General features: G+C 38.1%; 9 protein-coding genes. 2 read left to right on the plus strand and 7 right to left on the minus strand.

The features are described from left to right. The first annotated feature begins 146 nt into the window (after positions 1 to 146). Positions 147 to 9,809, plus strand: a complete 9,663-nt coding sequence (locus BM141_RS03885; protein ID WP_091540364.1) for a choice-of-anchor Q domain-containing protein — start codon at positions 147 to 149, stop codon at positions 9,807 to 9,809. 6 nt (positions 9,810 to 9,815) lie between these two features. On the opposite strand, the gene BM141_RS03890 is transcribed toward BM141_RS03885, so the two are convergent. The 4 genes from BM141_RS03890 to lysS form a co-directional block, all read right to left on the minus strand. Beyond that, positions 9,816 to 10,472 carry a 3-oxoacid CoA-transferase subunit B gene (locus BM141_RS03890; protein ID WP_091540366.1) on the minus strand — a complete coding sequence of 219 codons (657 nt, stop codon included), beginning with the start codon at positions 10,470 to 10,472 and terminating at the stop codon, positions 9,816 to 9,818. A 135-nt stretch (positions 10,473 to 10,607) separates the two neighbouring features. Then, on the minus strand, positions 10,608 to 11,654 hold the full coding sequence (locus tag BM141_RS03895; RefSeq protein ID WP_091540370.1) for a TdeIII family type II restriction endonuclease: 1,047 nt from the start codon (positions 11,652 to 11,654) through the stop codon (positions 10,608 to 10,610). A gap of 4 nt (positions 11,655 to 11,658) precedes the next feature. Further along, positions 11,659 to 13,233 (minus strand): DNA methyltransferase, encoded by a 1,575-nt coding sequence (locus BM141_RS03900; RefSeq protein WP_091540373.1) that lies wholly within the window; start codon positions 13,231 to 13,233, stop codon positions 11,659 to 11,661. A gap of 36 nt (positions 13,234 to 13,269) precedes the next feature. Next, on the minus strand, positions 13,270 to 14,988 hold the full coding sequence (gene lysS / locus BM141_RS03905) for a lysine--tRNA ligase (RefSeq protein WP_091540376.1): 1,719 nt from the start codon (positions 14,986 to 14,988) through the stop codon (positions 13,270 to 13,272). 512 nt (positions 14,989 to 15,500) lie between these two features. Between lysS and BM141_RS03910 the strand changes: the two genes are divergently transcribed. Further along, positions 15,501 to 16,025, plus strand: a complete 525-nt coding sequence (locus tag BM141_RS03910) for a YceI family protein (protein WP_091540379.1) — start codon at positions 15,501 to 15,503, stop codon at positions 16,023 to 16,025. A 43-nt stretch (positions 16,026 to 16,068) separates the two neighbouring features. Here BM141_RS03910 and BM141_RS03915 read toward each other — a convergent pair whose 3' ends face one another. The 3 genes from BM141_RS03915 to BM141_RS03925 are packed head-to-tail and all read right to left on the minus strand — an operon-like array spanning position 16,069 to position 19,193. After that, entirely contained in the window at positions 16,069 to 17,172 is a 1,104-nt protein-coding gene (locus tag BM141_RS03915; protein ID WP_091540382.1) for a Nif3-like dinuclear metal center hexameric protein, read from the minus strand. Positions 17,173 to 17,190: 18 nt separating this feature from the next. Then, complete coding sequence (gene yjjX / locus BM141_RS03920) at positions 17,191 to 17,718, minus strand: inosine/xanthosine triphosphatase (protein ID WP_091540385.1); 528 nt, start codon at positions 17,716 to 17,718, stop codon at positions 17,191 to 17,193. Next, the gene (locus tag BM141_RS03925; protein WP_091540389.1) at positions 17,718 to 19,193 is read right to left on the minus strand and encodes a hypothetical protein; all 1,476 of its coding nucleotides are present in this window, start codon (positions 19,191 to 19,193) and stop codon (positions 17,718 to 17,720) included. The genes yjjX and BM141_RS03925 overlap by 1 nt, the downstream gene beginning before the upstream one ends. Between the last annotated feature and the right edge of the window lie 72 nt (positions 19,194 to 19,265).

Below are 19,265 nucleotides of genomic sequence, written 5' to 3' on the forward strand. Positions count from 1 at the left end.
AATAACCAAGTTGAAAATTTTGTTATCTGTATCATTCGTTTTAAAAAAGAATTTTCATAAATTTGTTAATCAATTACTGTTCATCGCCCAACAAAAAAAGACTTTCTATCGTACCCACTAAAGCAATAATAATTACTCACTTACTTATGCGTATTTTTTTTAGATATAGCTTATTTTTTATCGTTGTATTACTTTCTCTAAATGTTCAGGCACAAACCTACAATGTAGCTAACGGAGATGTTGCAGGGCTAATTACAGCTATCAACTCAGCTAATACAGATGGAGGAAATAGTATTATCAACTTAGCAGTGGGGGGAACTTATACCTTGACAGTTGTAAACAATACTGGAGCCTCTGGGGACAATGGGCTTCCTATTATTTTACTCGATGGTACATTGACTATCAACGGCAATGGCGCAACTATTAGCAGAGGTGCAGGTCCCAATTTTCGTATTTTTGAGCTAGCAGCTAATGCCAACTTCACTGCCAATAATTTGAGAATTACCAATGGTTTTGCTACTGCTACAGGTGGTGGGGCTATTTTAGGCATACCGGGCAGTGCAGTTACGTTAAATACTTGCACTATTGAAAATAATCAATCAGCGGTGAATAGTAGTGCTATTTTGGTTACTAATACAGGAACTTCCCTTGTAATGAATAGATGCACTGTGAGAAACAATGCAGGAAGTGGAGTATTTGCTGTAGGTGGAGCAACTTTTACTATCAATAATAGTACAATCTCTGGCAATGGAGGCAATGGCATTAATACTACAGCCACAGATAACTGCTCGATTACAAATTCTACCATTAGTGGAAATGGAGTGAATGGAATATTGTGGGAAACAGGTACACTTAATTTAATAAACTGTACTATAGCTAATAATGCTACAGCAGGATTTACTTTTGGGATAGGTACTCCCGTCATGAACTATCAAAACTGTATATTTGCCAATGGGACAAATATTGCAGGTGCAGGTACGGCTACCAACCAAGGAGGGAGTGTTTTGGCAGGTTTTCCTGTGGTATGGCTCGCTGCTTTGGCTGATAATGGTAGTTTTGTCCAAACTCACGCCTTGCTTGGAGGGAGTCCAGCGATTAACGCAGGAGTAAATATGCCCAGTCTGCCTCCAGCTATCGACCAAAGAGGAGCATCTCGTATAGGGCAGTTAGATGCAGGGGCTTTTGAGTTTAATGGCGTTTTGCCTACCGTAGTTACTAATACTCAAGATGACGGCTTTGGCTCGCTTCGGCAAGCTATCCGAAGTGCAAACTTTAACGGAGGAGCGCAAACTATTAGTTTTAATATTCCTATTGCTGACCCCAACTATGTAGCCCCACATTGGACGATTACCTTAGCTTCTATTTTGCCAAGTTTTACTACTCCTATCAACTTAGACGGTACTTCGCAAACAGGTTATGTGGCTAATACTTCTACTACAGGAAACAATGCCGTTTTACCTATTATCTTGAATGCCAATGGGACAGGGCATGGGCTTATTTTAAATGATGCTACTGCGGCAAACTCAACTATTCAAGGTATCAGAATAACCAACTGGGGAACGGGAGTAGGTGATATTGGTATTTTGGTAGGGGATTTTGGCAATGCCACAGGCTCTACGATTCGGAGTTGCGTTATTGACAATGGTTATATTGGTATTAGTATCCCACAAACGACTAACACCACTATTGGGGGAATAGCTTTAGCGGATAGGTGTGAAATAACTAATTGTTTTACAAGTATTAGCTTAAACAACCCTGCCTCAATAGGAAATAGAATTCTTGGAAATTTAATTTATGCTAATACAGGAACAGGAATTGGCATTGATATAAATGCTGACGGGGTTACTACCAACGGACCCAACCCACGTATTTTACCTAATCAAGGACAAAACTTCCCCACACTTGCTTCTGCAATTGCAGGGGCGACCAATACTATAATTGCAGGCGTTCTCAATAGCCAAGCAACAAGAAATTATAGAATAGAGTTTTTTTCAAGTGTAACCCCCAATCTCTCTGGAAATGGAGGCGGTGAAAACTATTTAGGCTTTATCAATGTAACTACTGATGGTACAGGTTCAGTTAATTTTAATTATACGCACCCTGCTGTACTGCCCGCAGGATTATACATTTCCGCTACAGCTACCGACTTAACTGCTAATAATACCTCTGAATTTGCCATTAATGTTAATGTGGTACCTTCAGTTTTTGTTGTCAATAGCACAGGCGACCAAGGTGATGTAGCACTTGGAGGTGTTTTGGGCGATGGTATTTGTGGAAATGGAATTACTTGTACGCTTCGAGCTGCTATTGAGGAAGCCAATGCCTTCGCAGGAACACAGACCATTGCTTTTGGCATTCCTATTGTCGACCCTAATTATTTTGCTGCACCTACCCCCTATTGGTCTATCCGACCACTTTCTTTTTTGCCTGTGATTACGGAAACCCTTATTATAGACGGCTGGTCGCAAACAGGTTTCAGTGGTACTCCTCTCATAGAAATAAATGGGGTAAACTTAAGTAATAGTTTTGGTTTAAATATCCAAGCTACTGATTGTGAAATCAGAGGGTTAGTCATCAATAATTTTAATAGTGGCGGTGGGGGCAATGATGTAGGCATCGGTATTTTTGCCAGCGTGCCTACGAATATGAATAACTGGATTTATGGCTGTTATATAGGCACAGATATTACAGGAGCTATTTCCGTCCCTAATGACCAAATAGGTATTTGGATAAATACTAATGCCAACAGCAACTTAATAGGAACGAATGGAGATGGCATAAACGATATTCAAGAAAGAAATATCATCAGTGGGAATGGCGGCTATGGCACAAGTGCGGAAATACGCATACAAAGTACTGATAATATCATTAAAGGGAACTACATTGGTATCAATAGAAATGGAACAGCAGATATTAGCCCTGCCCAGCATGGGCTTTGGATAAGTAATGGAAATGGGAGCATTATTGGAGGGACATCAGCAGTAGAAAGAAACGTTATCGGAGGGGTAAATCAAAATGCCTTAGTCTTACAAAACTCCTCAAACTGCACAGTAAAGAATAACTATTTGGGAACAAATGCAAGCGGGACAGCCTCTATTCCCAACAACATAGGTATTTTAATTCAGCAAGGCTCAAGCAATAATGTCATTGGCGGAACCAGTGCAGCAGACAGAAACTTGATTTCAGGAAATTCCAATTCGGGTATTTTTATCCAAGATATTGCAACGCAACTCAATCAAATTCAAGGAAATTACATAGGTACAAATGCAAGTGGAACAGCAGCAATTGGTAACAATACAGGGATTTCTGTTTTTAGTCCTAACAATATCATTGGAGGTACTGTAGCTGGTGCAGGAAATCTCATTTCAGGCAATCCAAACGCCAACATAGGTATTTTTGCTGCTGATGCTACGAATAATTTAATTCAAGGAAATTACATAGGTACAAATGCAAGCGGAACGGCGGCTATCTCTGGTGCTACTGTAGGGATTTCCTTAAATGGATCTTCCAATACAACTGTAGGAGGTACAACAGCAGGGGCAGGAAACATCATTTCAGGGAGTAGTATCTGCGGTATTCGCATATTTACTTCCAATGATAATACTATTCAGGGCAACTACATTGGTACTAATGTAGTCGGTACAGCTGCAATCCCCAATTCATCAGGTATTTTGATAGAAAATGGAGCAAGTAATAACCTCATTGGTGGAACAGTAGCAAGCGCAAGGAATATTATTTCAGGAAATACACAGAATGGCATTAGTATCAGCAGTATAAGTACTTCTAACAATCAAATCGCAGGTAATTATATAGGTACAGATGCTACAGGAAGTAATGCTCTTGCTAACGGTTTCAATGGAATACTTTTGAATGGAGCGGGAACTAATAATACCATTGGCGGAACAGTGGCTGCGGCAGGAAATGTAATTTCTGGGAATACACAAAGAGGAATCTTTATTAACCAAACTTCTGCTACCCAAGTTAAAGGGAACTACATCGGAACGGTTGCTACAGGCACATCTACCTTAGGAAATGCTTTAGAAGGCATTTTTATTTCTAATAGCAGTAACAATATCATTGGCGGAAGTACCATCAATGAACGAAATATTATTTCTGGGAATCAATCAGCAGGTATAAGCATTATAGCCCTAAGTAGTGGAAACTCCAGCAATAATGCAATCAAAGGAAATTACATAGGCACTGATGTTTCAGGGAATCTGGCTTTACCCAATAATGGAAATGGTATAAGCATTAGTGATTTTAACCTTGCCAATACTATTGTCAATAATAGCATTGGGGGTATCGCTCCTAATGAAGGAAACGTGATTGCTTACAACTTAGGCGATGGGATTAATCTTTCTAAAAGAAATGCACTTAGCGTTTTTTCAGGAAATCTCATTGCTCAAAACAGTATTTTTGCTAACCAAAACTCTGGAATAGACTTAGCTGGAGATAGTGCAGACGGCATTACCCCTAACGACCCCCAAGACACCGATACAGGAGCAAATGCCCTACAAAACTATCCAAACCTCTCTGCTTCTTTCGCCCCTATAGGCACTTTCGACACTCAAATTCAAGGCACTTTCAATAGTACACCTTCTTCTACTTTTGCGGTGGAGTTTTTTGCTAACCCTGTAAATGAAAGGCAAGGCAAAATTTATTTAGGAACAGCTACTTTTTCTACCGATGCCAATGGAGATACTATTTTTGATATTACTATTCCCAACAAAATTGTCCCTAATGGCTACTATATCACTGCTACTGCAACCAATCTTTCTACTAACAATACCTCAGAGTTTGCCGCACAAATTCAGCACGTCAATACTAACACACCACAAAATATCGTTACTAACACCAATGATTCTGGGGCTGGCTCTTTGCGAAATGCTATGGAGTTTGCCAACTTCAATGTAGGTTTAGATACTATCAAGTTCGACATTCCTAATACTGATGCGGGCTATGTAGTCAGTGGAGATTATTTTTCTATTAAACCTATCTCTCCCTTGCCTACTCTCACCGACCAAGTAGTAATTGACGGTTACTCACAAGTAGGTTCTACTTCTAATAATTTGGCAGTAGGAAATAATGCAAAGTTGAGAATAGAAGTGGACTTCTCAAATTCAAGTGCTTTCTTTGGTTTTGCTTTAAATGCACCTAATAGTGTTATCAAAGGCTTAGTAATTAATAATTTAGCAAACGGCTATGGTATCATATTCAATAGTCCAAATTGTGCGGTGCAAGGCTGTTTTATTGGCACAGATGTAAGCGGTTTAGCCAGCAAGCCCAATAGCTACGGAATGGCACTGGGTAACAATACTATTGTAGGCGGGTTTGCTCCTGAGTTTCGCAACCTAATTTCTGGGAATGGTGGAGCAGTCGTCTGTCTTGTTGGTGCTGGAGTATCAGGAAGCATCATTCAAGGCAATTATATTGGAACGAATAGAAACGGAACAGCAAGTCTGCCTAATGGTTTGGGAATTGATTTATATGATGCTAATAGCAATACAATAGGAGGAACAAGTGTAGGGGCAGGAAACCTAATTTCTGGGAATGGTTCTTCTGGCATACTTATTAGAGGTTCTTTCCCACTCAATAACAATATCATTCAAGGAAATTTAATAGGCACAAATGCAAGTGGGACTGCTGCTCTTGCTAATGGAGGGGCAGGCATATACATTGAAGGCACAACTGCAAGCAATAACATCATAGGAGGCAATACTGCGGGCGCAAGAAATATTATTTCAGGGAATTTTAATTTTGGGATTCGTCTTGTTTCTGGTGCAAGTAATAACATCATACAAGGCAACTATATCGGTACAAATAGCAGTGGCTCGGCAGGTATCGCCAACCAAGCAGGAGGGATATACATAGATAGTCCGAATAACCTGATTGGAGGAACGTTGGCAAGTGCAAGAAATGTGATTTCTTCCAACTTTTTTAATGGTATTTTACTGCAAGGAACAAATGCAAATGGAAATAGCATACAAGGCAACTATATTGGTATTGCTGCCAATGGGACAACCGCCTTGGGAAATAGCTTAGGAGCGGTCAGAATAGATGGAGGCGCAAGCAACAACACCATAGGGGGAACTGTAGCAGGGGCAGGAAATATTTTAGCCAATAGCACTGACCCAAGTGGTTATGGAGTAGCGATTACGGGAGCAGGAAGTGCCAATAACCCTATTTTAGGCAATCGTATTTTTAACAATGGACAGTTAGGCATAGACCTTGGGGCAGATGGCGTAACTTTTAACGATACCAACGACTTAGACGTAGGGGAAAACGATTTGCAAAACTTCCCCACTTTTGTTGAAGTTTTCCCCATAGGAAGCAATCTGCGATTTATAAATTTTGGCTTAAATACCACAGACGGCAACTATCGCTTAGAATTTTTCTCTAATACTGTCGCAGACCCAAGTGGCTACGGCGAAGGGCAAAACTACTTAGGTTTTACCAATGTTACAGTTACAGGCAATAATTTCACAAGCCCTAATTTTGATGTGCCTATTACTGCACCTTTGGGAAGTTTGATTACTGTTACAGCTACTAACTTAGCCACTAATAATACCTCTGAATTTTCTCAAGCAGTAGGTAACTGCAAACCTGTCATTACTTCAGTAACCGATGTAAGCTATGCCACTTGTACAGGTTTAAGGGCTTTTGTCCGTTTCACTGCCTCCAATGCACCTGACGGCACTTATTCTGTGGACTTAGGTGGAGGATTTACCACCTCTGGCACAATGACAAGTGGCATCATGACCTTAGAAGTGCCGCCCGGCACCTTGGTTGATGACCCTACTATTACGCACACTTCTGGCTGTACCTCCGATTACTTCTTGACTACTTTCAATTTACCTACTACGGGTATTTACATTCCTCCTGATATTCAAAGTGTTACTTTGGTGAACCCCACACGTTGCGACAAACCTGATGGCAAAATCATTATTGCAGTTTCTGCAGGCAGTGCAGGACAAGCCGCCAATGTAGATATAAATAATGATGGTACTTTTGACTTCGCGCTTGTCCCCATCAATGCCAATAACCAAATCATCATTGACGGTTTGGAAGGAGGTATTGCTGTTGGAAATGCAGTGAGGATTTCTCTACCTTTGCTAAGTTGTGTTTCTCCGCCTTTTAGCTTTTCAGGTGTATTAGAAAAATTGCCTTTGCCCGACAATACGCTTTCACTTTCTATCAATTTGCCTGAGATTTCTCCTAATACCTCAGCAAGTATAGGTATTATCAACTCACAGCCTAATATAAGCTATCAATTAAGAAATGTAAGCTCTCAACTTTTAATCAAAGAACCTATCGTTTCGTCTGGCGGAACACTTACTCTTACTACCGAAGTACTTGACAGAGATGCTACTTATGAAATCATCGCACAAAATACAACAAGTAAATGCACAAGTATTTTTACCCAAAAAGTGAAAATCAAGGTAGTTTATGGCTTGCACCCAGACGACTCTTTGGCTCTGGCAGAGGTGTATAGAGAAGTAACAGGCATACCTTGGGACCCAAGCAAACCTTTGAGCAAATGGGAGAGAGTTACCGTCAAAGGCGGGAGAGTTACCGTACTCAATTTGAGTAGGTTAAATTTGAAAGGTAGGATTCCTGAAAGCATTTTGAAACTCAAATTTTTAACACTCTTACTCATTCAAGACAATTTTTATCAGTTTACATCTTTTGAGCGTTTCTTCTCTCTTGGGGTCTTTTTTGCCGTTAATTATTCTCCCCAGTTTGATGTATTGGAAACTAAAGACACAACTGCACTTGAAAGAAGCAATGTAAATTTTGATAGTAAAATAGAAGGGGCAAACAATCGCTACCAATGGTACAAAGACGGTGTACCTATTGGCAACAACCCCACAGCAAGCACCTCGTATTTGCGACTTTCTAAAATTGGTTTAGAAGCAGAAGGAGCATATACTTGCTTGATAACTAACCCTCAAGCCCCTCTACTAACGCTTAGGCGTGGAACTGTCAATCTTACAGTACGTCCCTTAGCGGTCAATCCTACCGACTCTTTAATTTTAGTGAAATTTGCACAAGGTTTAGGGATAGAAAATTGGACAAAAAAATGGGATTTTACCAAGCAAGTAGCTACTTGGGAAGGATTAGTATTTGAAAAAGGGAATGTTGTGGGTATTAACTTGATAAACAATAACTTGAAAGGTAGTATCCCTGACGTTTTTGTAGTAGGAAATAACATCATATCTAAACTTAGAATTTTGAATCTTTCCCAAAACCAGATTTCGGGCTTGTTGCCTCCTTCTTTGGCTTTGCTTACTGAGTTAGAATACTTGGACTTGAGCAGCAATCAATTAGAAGGTACGCTCAATCCCAATATTTTTAATATCAAAAGTTTAGTTACTTTGTGGCTCTCTTACAACAAGTTAAATAAAATAGAGAAAGGAATAGGTAATTTAACAAATCTGAAAAACTTATTTTTAAATGACAATGAACTCACAGAACTACCTGAGGAGATAAACAATTTGACAAACTTGGAAATCCTGAACTTGCAAAACAATAATTTAAAAAGTTTACCAAATGGGTTTGCTAATTTACAGAAATTAAAATTTTTGGATATTTCCAATAATGAATTAAGTGCAATGCCTTTGGGAATCAGTAGCTTAAAAGCCTTAGAAATCTTGCTTGCTCATAATAACTTTATTAAGACACTTTCTGTGGATTTACTGAACTTAGACGCACTTCGCCAATTCAGTATTTATAATAATCTGCTCGAGTTTGGCAGTTTAGAACCCTTGCGTATATGGTGGACAAGCAAGCCTATTAAGATTGCCTATGCTCCACAAGGCAAAATAGGCACATTTCAGGAAATTTTGACACAGATAGGTCAAAATGTTATTTTCACTCTACAAACCTCTGGTACAGCTAATCGCTATCAATGGTTTAAAAACGATAATTCTATAGCCAATGCGGTCAATGTCAATTTTTCTATTCAAGGCATAAGAGCAACTGATGCAGGGATTTACACAGTACAAGTCCGCAATAACTTAGTGCCTGATTTGATTCTACAAAGTGAAAACTATGTATTATTAGCAGATTGCAGTGCTTTAAACGCAGGCAACAAGCCCAAAATACAAATAGAAGGAGCAACCCTATTTTGTGGAAGGGAATCTATTAATACTCGGCTTTTGGCTTCTACCACTGAGGCTAATGTAACTTTCCAATGGTTACTCAACGGCATTAAAATTGGCAATGCCAACCAAGCAAGCCTTGCCGTCAAAGATGAAGGAAGATACAGGGTGCAAAGCATTAGTCCTGACGGATGTACCTATACCTCTGATGAAGTGATAGTTACCGTTTCCCCTGAGTACGTCGTCAATATCAGCAAAAATGGAGATGTATTAGAAGCAATTTCTGATAGACTTCTAAACAGTTTCGAGTGGTTTTTAAATGGCAACTTATTGCCCAATGAAATTAGCAAAAGTATTATTGCCAAAGAATCAGGTACTTACTTTGTAAGAGTAACTGATAGACAAGGTTGTGTCAGTATTTCCAGAAATGAGAGCATTACCATTACAGGTATAGAGGAAACGGATTTGCAAAATAGCATGGTACTCTTTCCTAATCCTTCGCAAGAGATTTTTTACCTGCAATCTAAAAAAGAAAAAATCCTTAGCATCAAAATCTATGATGCTCTTGGGCGAAGCATGAGCAATTCATACAGCATGATTTCGCCCAAAGAACTCAAAATCAACCTTAAAGGACAAGCTACGGGAATATACTGGGTAGAAATCCAAACAGAAAAGAACAGTTTGATTAAGAAAATAGTGAAAGAATAGGTAATCTCATATCTCTATCTCTGGAATTTCGCCTTTTACGATGAGTTTCCCTTCGGTAGAAGCAATGATTTCTTCTACGGAAACGCCTTTGGCTCTTTCCAAGAGTTTAAAACCTCCTTCGGGCAGTACGTCCAAAACTGCCATGTCTGTTACTATTTTTTTTACACAGTTCAAGCCTGTAATAGGCAAGGTACATTTTTTCAAGAGTTTGGACTGCCCATCTTTGCTTTTGTGTTGCATAGCCACGATAATATTTTTAGCAGAAGCAACCAAGTCCATTGCCCCACCCATGCCTTTGACCATTTTATTGGGAATCTTCCAATTGGCAATGTCCCCATTTTCAGATACTTCCATCGCTCCCAAAATAGTGAGGTCTATGTGTCCACCGCGAATCATGGCAAAACTGTCTGCCGAACTAAAAAGACTTGCTCCCTTCGTCATGGTAATTGTCTGCTTGCCCGCATTGATGAGGTCAGCATCTACCTCCTCCTCCGTAGGGAAAGGTCCCATACCGAGCAACCCATTCTCTGATTGTAACACTACATTCATGCCCTCAGGAATATAGTTAGCCACTAAGGTAGGAATACCTATACCTAAATTCACATAATAGCCGTCTTTGACTTCTTTGGCTATTCGCTTTGCAATACCGTTTTTATCTAACATTTTGTTTATTGGTTAAGTAAATTATGTTTTTTTCTTCTTTGTAATTCATGTGATAACAGCATGAATAACTGATATTCCTCTTTTCACGTGTTATCAGATGAATTGCAATTTATTCATTCCCAATGCATTTTTTATCTATAATAACGTCAATAAGCTTTGTACTCTTTGCCATTTATATTCCCCATCTTTAAAACAAGCCTGATTGTATAGATTTTGCAATTTTTTATTTGTCAATTTTGCTTTGAGTTGCCCCTCTTGACTGAGAAAATTGTATTCTTCAAATAAATACCATTTTTCTAACAAAATCAAGTAGTTTTGCCTTTGGGTAACTCTATTTTGAGGCTCACTTAAAAAGTCATATTCCTTCATAAAATTGGGGGAAGCAATCGTATTGATGATTTCTAAGATTACTTCCATAGTGCCTGTAACTCCTGAAAGAAAATCCCAAAATTCGCCTGACAATAAAATCTCTGCCTCGTCAAAATATTTGGTAAAACCCACACTGTATTCCATAAAACGTTTTTTGTCGTATCCACAAGGCGTATCACTCAAAGGGTCGAAGGGAAATGCTAAAAAGTATTTTATGGCTTTGCTTGGATATTTAAGTTTCAATGCAGCTTTTGCCTCTAAAATTTTTTGCTTTTCTACTTTGAAAACACCTTTGTTAGGCTTTACTGTTTTTATTTCTATGCACACTATCTCTATATTATTTTCAAAAAACACATCAGCCGTAAAGTCTGTGCCTTCTACTAAATTGCTAATAATTGGTTTCTGAAAAATTAAGTAATTTTCTCTTAGCAAAGATGGATTTTGATTGCCATTGCTTAAATCAGTGATGATTTGTGAAATAGCATCTTTTTGGCTTTGTTCAATGTGCAAATTATTTCTTTTACCAGTAGTAAATTCTTTTTTTTCGCCTCCACAAAGAATTTGAGCGGTGTTTTCAAAGAATGATTGCCCCAAACTTGTGTTTAAGCCGTGTAACCAACTGCTCAAACTAATAAGCGTAGGAATAGATGACACTTTGCCATCTAATTTGTCCGAAAAAGCATTTACAAATGCCTCGTGAAATGGAGCATTTCGGTTGCTACTAACATCTTCAGGAAATTTCTCAAACTGACTATATAAAGTTCTGATGACTTGTGTAGCAATTTGTTGTTTTGTTAGATTACTAAGTGCCATAATTTCATTTTGCTTTCAAATGAAAAATAATTTCCGAATACGCTCCTTTATCTTTTTCTGTTCTGTTCAGAACAGGACGTTTGTATTGATTGACAATTTGCATACCTGCCATTTCTGCAATTTGTGGATATAGATTATTTTTATCGTTTGCCACTAAAAAAATATCGTAATCATCAGCCAAAAATCTTTTGCAGTTATTTAGCACGTTGGCAATGCCTTTTGCGTAATCTTGTTGGGCTTGTTTCGTTTGTTTTTTTGCCATAGAGCCTATCTCTTGCTCGTCTTTTCTTTCAAAACCAAACAAATCATAGGCGTAGGCGTGCTGTTCGTGGTAGTCAATTAAACCGACATACGGCGGACTTGAAAAAATACCTTTTATTTTTTGTTTTTGGGCTAATTCGTAAAATGCAGGAAATTTGTTTTCTAATTCTGCAAAAATGTCTATTGTTTCCGAATTACCATTTAGGCAATATTGAAACGTATTAGTCCGCAATTTTAAAAATTCTGCAAATCGTTGAATAGTGTCTTTGCAATACCTTTCCCACCAAGAAACTATTGAAAACAAAGGTTTGCAAATTTTTCCGTGCTTGGCACAGTAGTAAGTAGTAGTTACGGGTTCTACCAAAGTCGCCAAATCTGCGTGAGTGGTTGCCCTGCAACTGCGAATAGTACGGCTCAAAATCACGGTAAGCACTTTTTTGGTATGTGGGTTTTGTACGTTTTTGATTTGTTCAAATACAAAATCAATTTCGTTACGAACCGTTTGCAAATACCACTTGCCTAAAAAAGTATGCTGTTGGTCTTGCTTAATCTTTATTTGATATTTGCCTACTAACTCATTAAATTTTTCCAACATAACCTTTTCGTGTATTTCGGTGTAGGCTTTTTCATCAATTTCTTTTTTTCTTACCTTAATCTTAAATTCGGGTGAGGGGAAATATTTTTTATCGTATTCCGTTAAAAAGTCGGAAAGTTCTTTTTCAAAGGCAAGGTGTGGCGAATTGGCTACAAATTTTTTTAGATTTTTGCTTATTTGTTCTATTTCTTGATAAAGGTTTGCCAAATCCACTTTTGAAACTTTTACGTTGCCTATCAAAGCATTAAAAGCCGAAACATCTACACCAATGGCGTGTATGCCCAACTCATTAGCTTGTACCAAGGTTGTACCACTGCCACAAAAGGGGTCAAGCACAATATCGCCTTTTTTGAAAAAAGTTTGGGTTTTAAATTCGTCTGTATGGTCGTCTAAAAAGTATTCTACTAACTGCGGAATATACTTGCCTTTGTAAGGGTGCAAGCGGTGTACGTGTTTGGTAGTTTCGGCTTCTTTCAGGTGTTCAAAACTCAAAGCCCAATTCAAATCACTGCCCAATTTATCTTTCCAATCCAACTCACGACTTCCGTAATAGCCTTCGTAATATTTAATAAGTTCTTGTTTGTCAATCAGAACTGTTCCATTATTTCCTGCTTTGGGTATTCTGCCATAATTTACCAAGTAGGAAATGTTGGAAGTAGTTACATTTTTGCTGATATATCGGCTTGCAAACTCTGCGGCTTCTTTGAGAGTGAGAAACTCCATTGGCTATTCATTTTTTTATTAATACGTAAAAACAACTTAACTCACCCACTTTTCTACCTCTTCTTTGCTTGGTAGCTTTACTTCTAACTTCATTTTCTTTCTCATGCCACCTAAGTCATTGAATAGTTTGTTGGCGTTAGCTTTTTTCAAGTCCTCTATGGTTAAAAAGCCTAATTTTTGAATAATAGGGATTATTTCCTCTGGTACACCTATGTTTACATAGTCCTGTACCTCAGCCAATTTCACCTTTTGTTCAGGTTTCATTTGAGGGAAGAAAAGCACTTCTTGGATAGACGAATTGTTAGTCATGAGCATTGTCAGGCGGTCTATTCCTATGCCAATACCCGCAGTGGGCGGCATACCGTACTCCAAAGCACGCAAGAAATCCTCGTCCATTGCCATCGCCTCCTCGTCCCCCCTTTCTGCCAATTTGAGTTGCTCCTCAAAGCGTTCTCTTTGGTCTATGGGGTCATTTAATTCCGAATAAGCATTGGCTACTTCTTTTCCATTCACAAAAAGCTCAAAGCGTTCTACAAAACCTGCTTTGCTTCTGTGTTTTTTCGTCAGAGGCGACATTTCCACAGGATAATCTATGATAAAAGTAGGCTGAATCAAGTTTGCTTCTACTTTTTCTCCAAAAATTTCGTCTATGAGTTTGCCCTTACCCATCGTTTCATCTACTTCTATTTTCCATTCTCTACAAAGTTGGCGCAAGGCTGTTTCATCATAGTTCTCTATGTCCACTCCTGTATATTTGGCGATTGCCTCTGTGATAGAAAGTTTGGCAAAAGGCGCATGGAAATTAATGATGTTTTCTCCTACTTTTATCTCCGTAGTTCCGTGTACTGCTAAAGCTACTTTTTCAAAAATTTCCTCTGTAATGCCCATCATCCAATGGTAATCCTTGTACGCCACATAAAACTCCAAAGCAGTAAACTCAGGGTTGTGTGTTCTATCCATGCCTTCGTTGCGGAACATCTTGCCAAATTCATAGACTCCATCAAAACCACCTACAATTAATCGCTTCAAATACAGCTCATTAGCAATACGCATATACAAAGGCATATCCAAGGTATTGTGGTGCGTTTTGAAAGGACGCGCCGCCGCCCCTCCATGAATAGGTTGCAAAATGGGAGTTTCTACCTCGAGCCAGCCTTTTTCGTCAAATATTTTCCTCATGGTAGAAATAATTTTTGCCCGCTTGATAAAAATATCTTTGGTCTGTGGGTTAATAATCAAGTCAGCATAGCGTTGGCGATAGCGAAACTCTACATCAGTAACAGCATCATATACATTACCCTGCTCATCAGTCTTTACTATGGGCAAGGGTTTTAACGACTTAGTAAGTAGCTTAAATTCAGTTACATGAATAGTAATTTCTCCTGTTTGAGTAGTAAAAACAAAACCTTTTGCCCCGATAATATCTCCAATGTCCAAGAGCTTCTTGAAAACGGTATTGTAGAGTGTTTTGTCTTCAGTTGGGCAAAGGTCATCTCTACGAAAGTAGAGTTGGATACGCCCTGTCGCATCTTGCAACTCTGCAAAAGAAGCGTTACCCATGATGCGAAAACCCATCAATCGCCCTGCAATAGATACGTTTTTGTAGTCTATTTTTCGCCTCTCATAATTTTGGAGAATATCTCTGGCAGTTACGTTTACCTCGTACAGTTCAGCAGGATAAGGGTCAATGCCCAATTTCATTAGTTCCTCTCTCTTTTGTCTGCGCTGAATTTCTGGCTCACTTAGATTTTGCATTGTTTTATTTTTAATCTATAATCTATTAATTTGAAATCTGGAATGAAACATAAATCATTTTATTTCAGATTGGTTTTAAGCTATTGCTTGCAAAAATACGCAAAGAAGTGTTTTTTTAAAAAAAAACGATAGATATGACTAATTAATTATTTTAGATAAGTAATTCAACAAATTAAAATGTTCCTTTGCCTCTATCTAAATCTTTCCCTTGTGGGGGAAGACTTTGTGAGTATCAATATTTTGACTCCCTTCCCAAGAGAGAAGGGTTGGGATGGGGCAGTTATAAAACTATATTTATTCAGACCTAAGTGCTTGTAAAACAAAATATTATATATTCAATTTGTCTGATTACTTATCACTAAATCCATTTGAAAAATATAAAATCAAAAATATTTACATAAATTTAACAAAAAATAAATGTTATAACATTTGTTGTTTTGACATTTATTTATAACTTTGCGTCGTGATATATGTAAAAACATTAATCGTTAAAACAATAAATTTTTAAAATTATGGCAAAGTGGACAGTAGATACAAATCACTCGGAAGTACAGTTTAAAGTAAAGCACTTGGTTATCTCAACCGTTACAGGAACTTTTAATAAGTTTTCTGCGGAATTAGAAGCGGAGAAAGAAGATTTTACAGATGCTAAGATTTCTTTTTCTGCGGATATTGATAGCATAGATACTAACAATGAACAACGTGATGCACACTTAAAGTCTGATGACTTTTTTAATGCTGAGAAATTCCCTCAAATGACTTTCAAGTCTTCTTCTTTAGAAAAAAGCAACGGTAAATACATACTAAAAGGAGATTTGACCATACGTAATATTACGAAGCCTGTTGTATTAGACGTAGAGTTAGGAGGAGTAGCTACTGACCCTTACGGTCAAACAAAGGCTGGATTTGAAGCAGTAGGAAAAATCAATCGCAAAGAGTTTGGTTTGATGTGGTCAGCAGTTACCGAAGCAGGTGGAGTAGTAGTAAGTGATGAGGTAAAGATTTTGCTTAACATACAGTTTGTAAAGCAAAATTAATTCTCTCTGTCCAGACCTATGAGGTTTTACAAATCTTATAGGTCTAAGTTTCTGTAAAGTAGGTTATTGGATTGGTATTGGTTTCTGAAACATACAAAGTTAGATTCTCAAACTTCTTAGCCAATAGTTCAGCTAAAAGTTCTTTGGTAAACTGTTCACTTTCATAATGCCCTATGTCTGCAATAACGATTTGCCCGTCTGCATCAAAAAATTCGTGGTATTTGTAATCAGAAGTAATAAAAAAATCTGCCCCAGAGGCAATGGCATTGCGAAGCAAAAAACCTCCTGCACCTCCACAGACTGCTATTTTTTTTACTTTTTTGCCTAAAAGTTGGGTGTGTCTGATGCAAGTGAGCTGCATTTTTTCTTTCAAGTACTTCAAAAATTCTTGCTCACTCATAGATTCTGGCAGATTGCCTATCATTCCACTACCCACTTCCTGATTTTCATTTTCCAAAAGGTGAAGATAATAAGCTACTTCTTCGTAAGGGTGTGCCTTTCGCATAGCATTTAATACTTGACTTTCCAGATGAGCGGGTAAGATAACTTCTATTCTCATTTCTTGCACTTTTTCAAGTTTACCAGCTTCGCCTATGTGGGGCGAGGCTTTTTCATTAGGTTGGAATGTACCCTCGCCCACAACGGTAAAACTGCAATTTGAGTAATTACCTATATTACCTGCTCCAGCAGCAGAAAGCGCATTTAACACTTTGTCTGCATCATTTACAGGAACAAAGGTAGTCAGTTTTTTAAGCAAGTTTTTTTTAGGAAGAAGAACTTTGGTGTGAGTTAATCCTATTTTCTGAGCTATTTTGGCATTTACTCCGTTTAGCACATTGTCTAAATTGGTATGAATGGCATAAATAGCAATATCATTTTTAATTGCCTCAATCACTGTGCGTTCTACATAATTTTTACCTATCAATTTTTTTAAGCCACTAAAAATAATAGGGTGATGGGCTATGATAAAATTGCATTTTTTAGAGATGGCTTCATCTACAATACTTTTTATACAATCCAAAGTCAATAATACGCCTGTAATTTCTTGGCTTAGATTCCCTATGATTAGTCCTGAGTTATCATAGCTTTCTTGATAGGACACGGGAGCTGTCTGTTCTAAATACTGTACGATTTCTCTGATTGTCATTAATGCTATTAAGTTTTACTAATACAATAAGGGATTAACGAAAGGAATTAAAGCAAAGCAGACCGCAGGAGCATATAATCCAGCGCGGTCTATTTCACCGTGAGTCAGAATCCCTACTGAACCTAAGTGATGCTTAGAATTGACTTTACCAAAAACAATATCATCTGCTTCGCCAAGTTCTTTGCCTTGTTGGACAAGGGTGACTACTTGGTGGGGAAGTTGGAAGGAGGCTGTGCGAGATTCTCCTTTTTTATCTTTAGAAAGAATAATTATCCAAGCAAAAGCATACATTTCATTATCTTTTTTCTCTATTCCTCCTTCAATACCTACCCAAAAATCGGAGTTTTCCACTTTTTTTTGTGCATTTTTCACTCTGTTCAATGCCCCTTGGTAAGTTTCTATATCTGAAAAAGGCTGGTCGCTCACCATAGAAGGAACGTTTATCCCAATAATTTCAAATACATCATCTATTTTCATCTGTTCAAATCCTTCCCTTACTGCTCTGATTTTCGCTGGATTTTGAGAGGCTACCACTATCTTTTTCATTATCTTATCAAGAATGTAATCTGACGTACTACTTCTGGGTTTTTCAAATCTTTTACTTTAATGATGAGATTATGAGTATCTACTACTCGGCTATCAGGTACCCTAAAACGATTGACACTATTAGGATTAGCAAAGTCAAAAGGCAAAGTAATATCTTCTCCTTTGAGATTGACTATAGTAGCTTCCTGCCCCGGCGGTCCCCAGAGAATTTGGATATACTCCAACCCACTATCATCTTCTATTTTTCCTTCTATCTGCACCGTCTGCCCTCTCCCCACTATATTAGCTGATGTAGGACTAAGCACAAGTTCTTTACCATCTACATATACGTTAGCAATAAAGATTACAGGAGGCTCATCTCTGATGACGGTAATTAGTATGCGGATAGGAGTAGCAAGGTTGCCTGCAATATCTCTCACTGAGATAATTAACTCGTAAATAGACCCTGCTGGAGCATTAGCTGGTGGTTGGAAAAGATTTGGATTGGCACTTGCGAAGAGTTCTGCCAAGTTTACATTCGTTGCACCATTGAGATTTCTTTCAAAAACTACTCTTCGGGGTTGATTTACTTCATTAAAAGTAACTGTCAGTGTTCCTAACCCTCTGTTGTCAGTAGCCGTGCCTTCTAAAATTCTAAAATTACTTCCTTCTATTAGGTTTACTTCTCGGTTGGCATTAATTTGAGGACTGGTTCTGGTAATATTCAGCGAAGGGGCTTGGTCATCACAGTTAATAATGAAATTGAAACTTTGGGAGGCAGAGTTCCCCTCTCCGTCTAAGGCAGTAACGGTCAGCCTCAGTATTCTTCCATCTGGAATGTTACTTGGGATTCGTATGTCGCGGTCGAAAAGTCCTACAAGTCTTACCGTGTCGCTATTGACTACTCTTGCTGTATTGAGCAAATTAGCCGCTCCATCGTTCAAAGAAACTCTGACTTCCCTAATACGGATATTGTCAGTAATCAGACCTGCTAATTGGATAATAGACGAACGACAAGTAATAAAATTACCAGTAATATCTCTTTCTGGAGCTACCCCTACCCCTGTGCTTATAACTAATAAGTTATTGATTCTTGGAGGACGATTATCACCAAGTAGTTCAAAAATAGTATCTTTGGGGACAGATTGTAATTTTGAAAAGTCTTGTAATCTCACAGATAGGTTGTAAATTCCTAAAGGAGCATCTTTAGGAATAGGAATTTTCAAGGTATCTTCATAACGCCTACCTTTGATAGAACGGCGGCTAAAGTATCTCCATGGGTTATTTGCGGGAGGTACTTGCCGATTGATGCTGACAGTAACAGAGTCTAAGCGACTATTGTCCCGATAAGTTAAGAATATCTGAATAGTATCTTGTATGTGGTAAACAAGACGCAGGTTATTTACATCCTGAATAGTAGGCGCAATTTTGTCCACAATAGGAATACAAGACCATATCAAAGCAAGACATAAAAGTAAATACTGAGTGCGTTTCATGTTAGTAGCTTTCTCAAAAAATTTATGTGCTAATATACAAAATTTATTTCTAAAATTTAAACTTAGTTAAAT

Source organism: Thermoflexibacter ruber (assembly GCF_900113045.1).
GTDB lineage: Bacteria > Bacteroidota > Bacteroidia > Cytophagales > Thermoflexibacteraceae > Thermoflexibacter > Thermoflexibacter ruber.

What these genes read in the sequence shown, in the direction of transcription:
- BM141_RS03895 (WP_091540370.1), bottom strand. Translation starts at nt 11,654, where the DNA reads ATGGCACTTAGTAATCTAACAAAACAACAAATTGCTACACAAGTCATC.
- BM141_RS03900 (WP_091540373.1), bottom strand. Translation starts at nt 13,233, where the DNA reads ATGGAGTTTCTCACTCTCAAAGAAGCCGCAGAGTTTGCAAGCCGATAT.
- BM141_RS03890 (WP_091540366.1), bottom strand. Translation starts at nt 10,472, where the DNA reads ATGTTAGATAAAAACGGTATTGCAAAGCGAATAGCCAAAGAAGTCAAA.
- BM141_RS03925 (WP_091540389.1), bottom strand. Translation starts at nt 19,193, where the DNA reads ATGAAACGCACTCAGTATTTACTTTTATGTCTTGCTTTGATATGGTCT.
- BM141_RS03885 (WP_091540364.1), top strand. Translation starts at nt 147, where the DNA reads ATGCGTATTTTTTTTAGATATAGCTTATTTTTTATCGTTGTATTACTT.
- yjjX (WP_091540385.1), bottom strand. Translation starts at nt 17,718, where the DNA reads ATGAAAAAGATAGTGGTAGCCTCTCAAAATCCAGCGAAAATCAGAGCA.
- lysS (WP_091540376.1), bottom strand. Translation starts at nt 14,988, where the DNA reads ATGCAAAATCTAAGTGAGCCAGAAATTCAGCGCAGACAAAAGAGAGAG.
- BM141_RS03910 (WP_091540379.1), top strand. Translation starts at nt 15,501, where the DNA reads ATGGCAAAGTGGACAGTAGATACAAATCACTCGGAAGTACAGTTTAAA.
- BM141_RS03915 (WP_091540382.1), bottom strand. Translation starts at nt 17,172, where the DNA reads ATGACAATCAGAGAAATCGTACAGTATTTAGAACAGACAGCTCCCGTG.